At 44.6% G+C, this 5870-nt stretch carries 7 protein-coding genes; 3 read left to right on the forward strand and 4 right to left on the reverse strand.

Annotated features, from left to right (window positions below):
- The first annotated feature begins 271 nt into the window (after window positions 1-271).
- The 3 genes from QUB26_RS15785 (at window position 272) to QUB26_RS15795 (ending at window position 2460) form a co-directional block, all read left to right on the forward strand.
- The gene (locus QUB26_RS15785; RefSeq protein WP_015179842.1) at window positions 272-994 is read left to right on the forward strand and encodes a ParA family protein; all 723 of its coding nucleotides are present in this window, start codon (window positions 272-274) and stop codon (window positions 992-994) included.
- A complete protein-coding gene (locus QUB26_RS15790) occupies window positions 991-1374 on the forward strand; it encodes a hypothetical protein (RefSeq protein WP_333241820.1) in 384 nt (127 codons plus the stop codon). The genes QUB26_RS15785 and QUB26_RS15790 overlap by 4 nt, the downstream gene beginning before the upstream one ends.
- Window positions 1375-1467: 93 nt before the next feature.
- On the forward strand, window positions 1468-2460 hold the full coding sequence (locus QUB26_RS15795) for a DEAD/DEAH box helicase (protein WP_333241822.1): 993 nt from the start codon (window positions 1468-1470) through the stop codon (window positions 2458-2460).
- A gap of 268 nt (window positions 2461-2728) precedes the next feature.
- On the opposite strand, the gene QUB26_RS15800 is transcribed toward QUB26_RS15795, so the two are convergent.
- From QUB26_RS15800 to QUB26_RS15815, 4 genes are all read right to left on the reverse strand, one after another.
- A complete protein-coding gene (locus tag QUB26_RS15800; RefSeq protein WP_333241824.1) occupies window positions 2729-3436 on the reverse strand; it encodes a hypothetical protein in 708 nt (235 codons plus the stop codon).
- A 31-nt stretch (window positions 3437-3467) separates the two neighbouring features.
- Window positions 3468-3701, reverse strand: a complete 234-nt coding sequence (locus QUB26_RS15805) for a hypothetical protein (RefSeq protein ID WP_333241826.1) — start codon at window positions 3699-3701, stop codon at window positions 3468-3470.
- 205 nt (window positions 3702-3906) lie between these two features.
- Window positions 3907-5067, reverse strand: a complete 1161-nt coding sequence (locus QUB26_RS15810; RefSeq protein ID WP_445299611.1) for a hypothetical protein — start codon at window positions 5065-5067, stop codon at window positions 3907-3909.
- A gap of 172 nt (window positions 5068-5239) precedes the next feature.
- Window positions 5240-5854, reverse strand: a complete 615-nt coding sequence (locus QUB26_RS15815; RefSeq protein ID WP_333292940.1) for an ankyrin repeat domain-containing protein — start codon at window positions 5852-5854, stop codon at window positions 5240-5242.
- Window positions 5855-5870 lie beyond the last annotated feature (16 nt).

Genomic DNA, 5870 nt, shown 5'->3' on the forward strand with positions numbered 1-5870 from the left:
TTTGGGTCTAACCAGTCAGACAAAAAACCCCAGATTTTACAGCAAGCAGCAAATTGCAGGTTTATGAAGTACACCCTAGAAACCCGGTTTCATCAAGAAACGGGTTTCGCCTACCTACTTACCTTACTCGTGCTGTAACTGCCAATCTGCGGCTGACCTCAGACTTGCTCATAAACTGTTAAACCTATTAGACGTTTAACAGTTTATGACTTTAACACTTAAGCATATAAAAGTGTTAAGCTAAATGATGATTAGACCTTAATAGGATTTTATGTTAAAGGTCGCTATTTTCAATTTCAAAGGCGGTACGGGGAAAAGTACCACAGTTTTAAACTTAGGAGCTTGCCTCGCTGCAAGTAAGTGCCGCGTCCTGCTGCTCGACTTGGATGGGCAGCGCACCCTTAGTTTTGGGTTAGGCCAAGACGGTCAGCAGCCGACAGCTTTAGATTGGCTTCAGGGGGATAACGTAGAGCCATTAAATACAGAGGTAAAAAATCTGTGGCTGATTCCGGGGGATTTGGGACTGTTCCAGTTGCAGTCACCTCATGATTTATTCACCCCAGCCCTCTCTAAGCTGAAGGGGTTTGATGTGTGCCTGATGGACTGTTCGCCTGGGCTTTCCTCTGTTTCGGTACAGGCTTTGTTGGCGTGCGATCGCGTGTTGATTCCGACTCTGTGCGAACCGGCTGCCCTCAAAGGGTTGTCGGAAGCGGTGGAATTAATTCGAGGGGAGCAAACAGGAGTGCCAATTGAGGTGTTACGGACTCGCTATAAGTCGCGCTTGTTGTTAACCCAGGAAGCTGACAGTTTGCTGGTTGAGGCTTCTGTGGAACTGGACTATCGGCTGCTGCATACGGTGATTCCTGACAACATTGCTGTGGCAGAATCCATTGCTCAGCAAAAGCCTGTCACCGCCTATGCTGCCAAGTCCTCCGGTGCTTCATCTTATCGGTTTTTAGCTAAAGAATGCAAAAAATTGTGGAGGTTGTCGTGAACAAACCTAAAAGTAAAATGGGGGGGATGGGAAAGCTCAGCCAGTTTTCCGGAATTAAGCAGTCACCAGCACCAGTAGATATTGAAGCTGATAGGGTACCCGCTCTTGACCCTCCGGTTGAAGCTGCGACAGGGGCTAATTCCAAGGAGAAACTGGTAGCGGTCAATTTCAAAATTACTCGCAACCAGCATGAATGGTTAGCAGATACAGCCAGACTTATTAGGGACAACAACGCCCAAGCTGTGCCACCAGCAGAACGAGTGTATCCTCAGCATTTGATGGGTGTGGCGATTTCTCTGTTACAACAGGCTGATGTGGACTGGAGCCAAATCAAGAATGTTGAACAGTTGCGTAAACAGTTAAACCTATTAAACCTTTAGATTTTTTTTAGGGAATCGCAATGGCAGAATGGTTTATCTTTCCTATGAAGGATGAGAAATTAAAAACTGAAGGAACAGGCGCGAACAAATATTATGATTAAATTTTCAGCCAGTCCCAGAAAAGTTTGGGCAGTTGCAGAAGCAGAGCGTCTGGCCTACGGTTATTTATTTAATCCGACCTTCGCCACAGAAACCTCACTTATTGAACCCTTACCCCACCAGCGTATTGCAGTTTACAAACATTTACTGCAACATCAGCGACTGCGGTTTCTCCTTGCTGACGATGCCGGTGCTGGTAAAACCATTATGACAGGTCTCTACATTCGCGAAATGCTATCGCGTCGGTTAATTCACCGGGTTCTCATTGTATCACCGGCTGGGTTATTGGGAAACTGGCAACGGGAAATGAACAAATTATTTAGTCTGCCGTTTCGCATTGCCACTGGCAACGAAGCAAAATCTACTAATCCCTTTATTGGTGAAAATAGCAACCTTCTTATTGTTAGCGTTGATACTTTAGCAGGAGAGCGAATGTTTTCGCGTCTGCAAGAGTCGCCAGTAATTCCCTATGATTTAGTAATATTTGACGAAGCTCACAAACTCTCGGCCGATCGCGAACCAGACTTTTATATTCGCAAAACTAAACGCTACCAACTGGCAGAAGCTTTGGTCGGAATTAACGATGATGAAAACTGCCAATTAGAATGGACTTGTCAGCATTTATTGTTACTGACAGCAACCCCTCATCAGGGGAAGGATTTTCCCTACTATTATTTGTGGCGGTTATTAGAGCCAGAAGTCTTGTCAACTTATGACGCTTTTAACACTTACCCTCCTGCTTCTCGTCAGCAACATTTTATGCGACGCACCAAAGAGGAAATGGTGCGTTTTGATGGCACTCTCATCTATCCGATGCGAATTTCAGACACTCTGAGTTACGAACTCACTCAAGGTGAAATTAGCGAACAAACTCTCTATGAAAAAACTACTCACTATATTGAAAATTACTATAACCGCGCTCAAAATTTAAATCGGTCTGCGGCTAAATTAGCAATGAGTGTATTTCAGCGAAGGAGCCTAGCCTGATAAGCAAACTGCAAGCACCCGATAAAGAAGCGACGGTCAGGTTTACTGTAGATATGTCCGAATCCCTGCACCGCAAACTGTCGGTGTTGGCAGCAAAGACAGGACGCAAGAAAGTAGATATCGTACGGATGCTGCTGGAGGATGGGTTGAAAGAAGTGTCCGGGTAGGGACTCACGCCTTGGAAATCAGAGCGAACTGCGATGAAGATGGAGCGGTTGAAAGAAGTTGATTGAGGCTCCAATAGCTCACGCCCCTACCTTCTTATCTTTTACGCGGCAGATGGCAACTTTTCAACTTCTTTCCCCAAAAACCGTTCGTTGACAATTTCCCTGTAAGCCTCTAAATCCGGCTGCCAATTTTCCAAAAGTTTGTACAAGTGTTGCAGTTTTTCGCCTTCTAATTCCCCGGTAATTTCGTATTGGAAACTGCCGGAGAACAATACTGCGGGAGTTGGTTCGGCTTCTTGCAGTTGCAGCATAGCTTCGGCAACGCTCAAGTTGAGTTCTCCTTGTTCTAAAGAGTAAACTAAATTAACGGCAGCTTTGACCGGAGCTTTCCCCACATCAGACCAAGTTCCTTTTGATAATAAAGTGGAGGTGATGTACTCGCGGGCCGCATTTTCATCTCCCCCTTCAAAGGTGACGAAACTTCTCGGATTGATGCTCAAATTTTGATAGTCGGTGCGGGGTAGTGCTTCAACGTACTTGCGGATAATGGCAGGAATTTTTACGTCTTCTTGTGATTTTGTAGAGAGAGATTCGATGAAGGTGATGGCGTTCGATTGGGCGACGATATTGATGCCGTTGGTGAAGGCAACCTGAGAGATTTGGGGACTGAAAACGGGAGGGCGGGCGAGTTCCCAATCGGCGGGGACGATGCCGCTGTATTTGAGGAAATCCGAGTTGAGGAGGGTGGGAGAGTGGTTTTTGGCCGTCAGGGCTAAAGCTAATTCTTGGATGGTTACTGTGGGTGTCATGGCTGTTTGTAGAGCGATATTATGTTAAATTTTATACTGTGCAGGTTGTCTTTGTACAGGGGGAAGTTCGTTTGCGATCGATGTTGGGTTTTTGGTAGCGAGAGAGGATTAGCAGCAGTTGCGAGGGAACTTTCTGAAAGTCCATCTGAGGGCAAAATTTTATGCCCAAAGCTTCGCGATGGCTCAAATGGGCTGTACTCGGATACTGCTTGAAATATTCATCGCCAATGCGCGGTGCTTTGCATCCGCAAAAAGCACCGCGCATTGAGGGTCAGCCGTAATCGCCCAATCTCTAACCTAATATCCTCAATATTTTTTTTAGTCTGCGATTACTTAATTCAACAAGATGGGTGTTGCGCGCTGTTCATCAACATCAATCCGAAAGAATCTCTCAGAGGGATAATAATAACGGATAGCGTCCTCCCACCCCAAATCAGGCACCCAGAAAGGATGCTCCCCAGTAGTAGAAATCACCTCCCCATCCACATAAAGGTCAACCAGCGCATCAGTTTCCCGCACAAACGTATGCAAAACCTGCCGCGCCTCAATTTCCCCCGGAGTAGTTTGGTAGTGTGTAAATTCTCATCAGTGACGCTGGTGATGCGACCGAACTGGTCGTAACCCATCAATATTTTATCGCCATTTTGGAAAGTTGTTTCAACTTTCTGCCCGTATTCATCGTATTTATAACGAATGCTGCGACCTAGTGCATCAGTAACTCGAACTAAATTGCGACGCTTGTCGTATTCAAACTCCGTGCGTTCGTTTAAAGCATTAATAACAGCTTTGATTTGGCTGTAAGCATCGTATTCGTAAGTGGTGGTTTGATTGAGTTCGTTGGTTTCGGTTTTTAGCCGTCCCTGTGAGTCGTAGGTCAGCGATAAGCGAGAGTTATCGAAGTAAATTGTTTCTTTAATTCGCGCGAATTCATCGTAAACATAGCGAGTTGTACGATTTTTGAAGTCGGTGACTGACTCAACTTGTCCGCCTTGGTTGTAGGTGTAGGTGGTGTCATTACCAAGAACATCTTTTGAACGGATTAATTGACCGATGTCGTTGTAGAAATAGGCATCTTTACTTCCATAAATATCTGTTTGAGTTTTGATGCGACTGGCGGCTGAATATTCGGTTTTGATTCTCTTGTTGTCATCCCAAGTCGGCGTAGAATCCGGTAGAATTGTTTCTGCTAAACCGCCTAATTCATCGTAGGTATAACGGGTTTCTAATCCAGTAGTCGAGACTTCCGCAATCAAGTTGTTGGCAGAGTCGTACTTTTTAATGACTTTCGGATTGTCGCTGCTATTTGTTGGCGTGTTGTCGGGTAAGGTAATTTCATCAATGCGCGTGACTCCTGTGTTGTTTGACCCGGAGGTTGGCAAGTTGTAGCGATAGGAGGTGGTATTTCCAAATACATCTGTCATTGATGTCACCCGTCCCAGGTCGTCGTAACTCATCGATTGATTATTACCGATAGAAGTGCGGCTGGCAATGGTTTTACCTTCGGAGTCGCAGTCATACTCCATCCATTGCGTATAAGTTTGACCGTTGAGGGTAAATGTGGTTGTTGCTTTCTTGATTCTGTTATTGAGGTCGTAATCAGTTTTAACTTCGTTACCTCGGCTATCCACCATGCGGTTAATGTTACCGAAGCAGTCGTAGTCAAATTCTGTTACTTGACCGTCTGGTGCGGTTTGAAAACGCAGTTGACCTTGTGCGTTGTAGCTGTAGGTTGTTTTTAGTCCGTCTGTATCAATGCTAGACTATGCCTAACTGAAATTTGAGCCAATTCTTGTTTTAAAACATCTATATATGAGCTTCCAAGTATTGACATACATCTTCATGTTTATAGTAGCGAGCTAAATGTAAGGCAGTTTGCCAGCCATCAACAAGAGTTGCATCAACTCTCGCACCATGCTCAACCAATAGTTTCACTATCTCGATAGAACCAGAAATACTAGCTGTCATCAATGGAGTAACTCCTTCCTCTCTAACAGAATTAACGTCAGCCCCTGATGAAATTAGCAGTTGAACCAGTTGAATATTTCCTGTTCCAGCAGCAGGAATTATAGGAGGTTCCCTAACTTTTGTATTAGCATCAGCACCAGCATCAATCAATGTTTGGACGATTTCTAAATTGTTTAAATTTGCGGCTAGCGCAATGCTTACTCCAAGACACCTTGACCAATATGGCAGATTGTGGCCCTTCTCAAGCAAAATTTGAACGATAGCTAAGTTCCCAATTGCGACTGCTTGCTCTAACAAGGTTTCATAATCTTCTCGATCTTCATCCCAGTCAAGATGAACGAGGTATTGCTTGTTAGATAGGAGGGTTTTAAGTAAATCTATATCCTGGAAATCTATAGCTTGATAGAGTTTCAAAAAGCGTGGATGAGGTTGATAAACCATAATACTTGACATTAATTATTCAAATTTT

This window comes from Microcoleus sp. B4-C1 (assembly GCF_036705285.1).
Taxonomy (GTDB): Bacteria; Cyanobacteriota; Cyanobacteriia; order Cyanobacteriales; family Microcoleaceae; genus Microcoleus.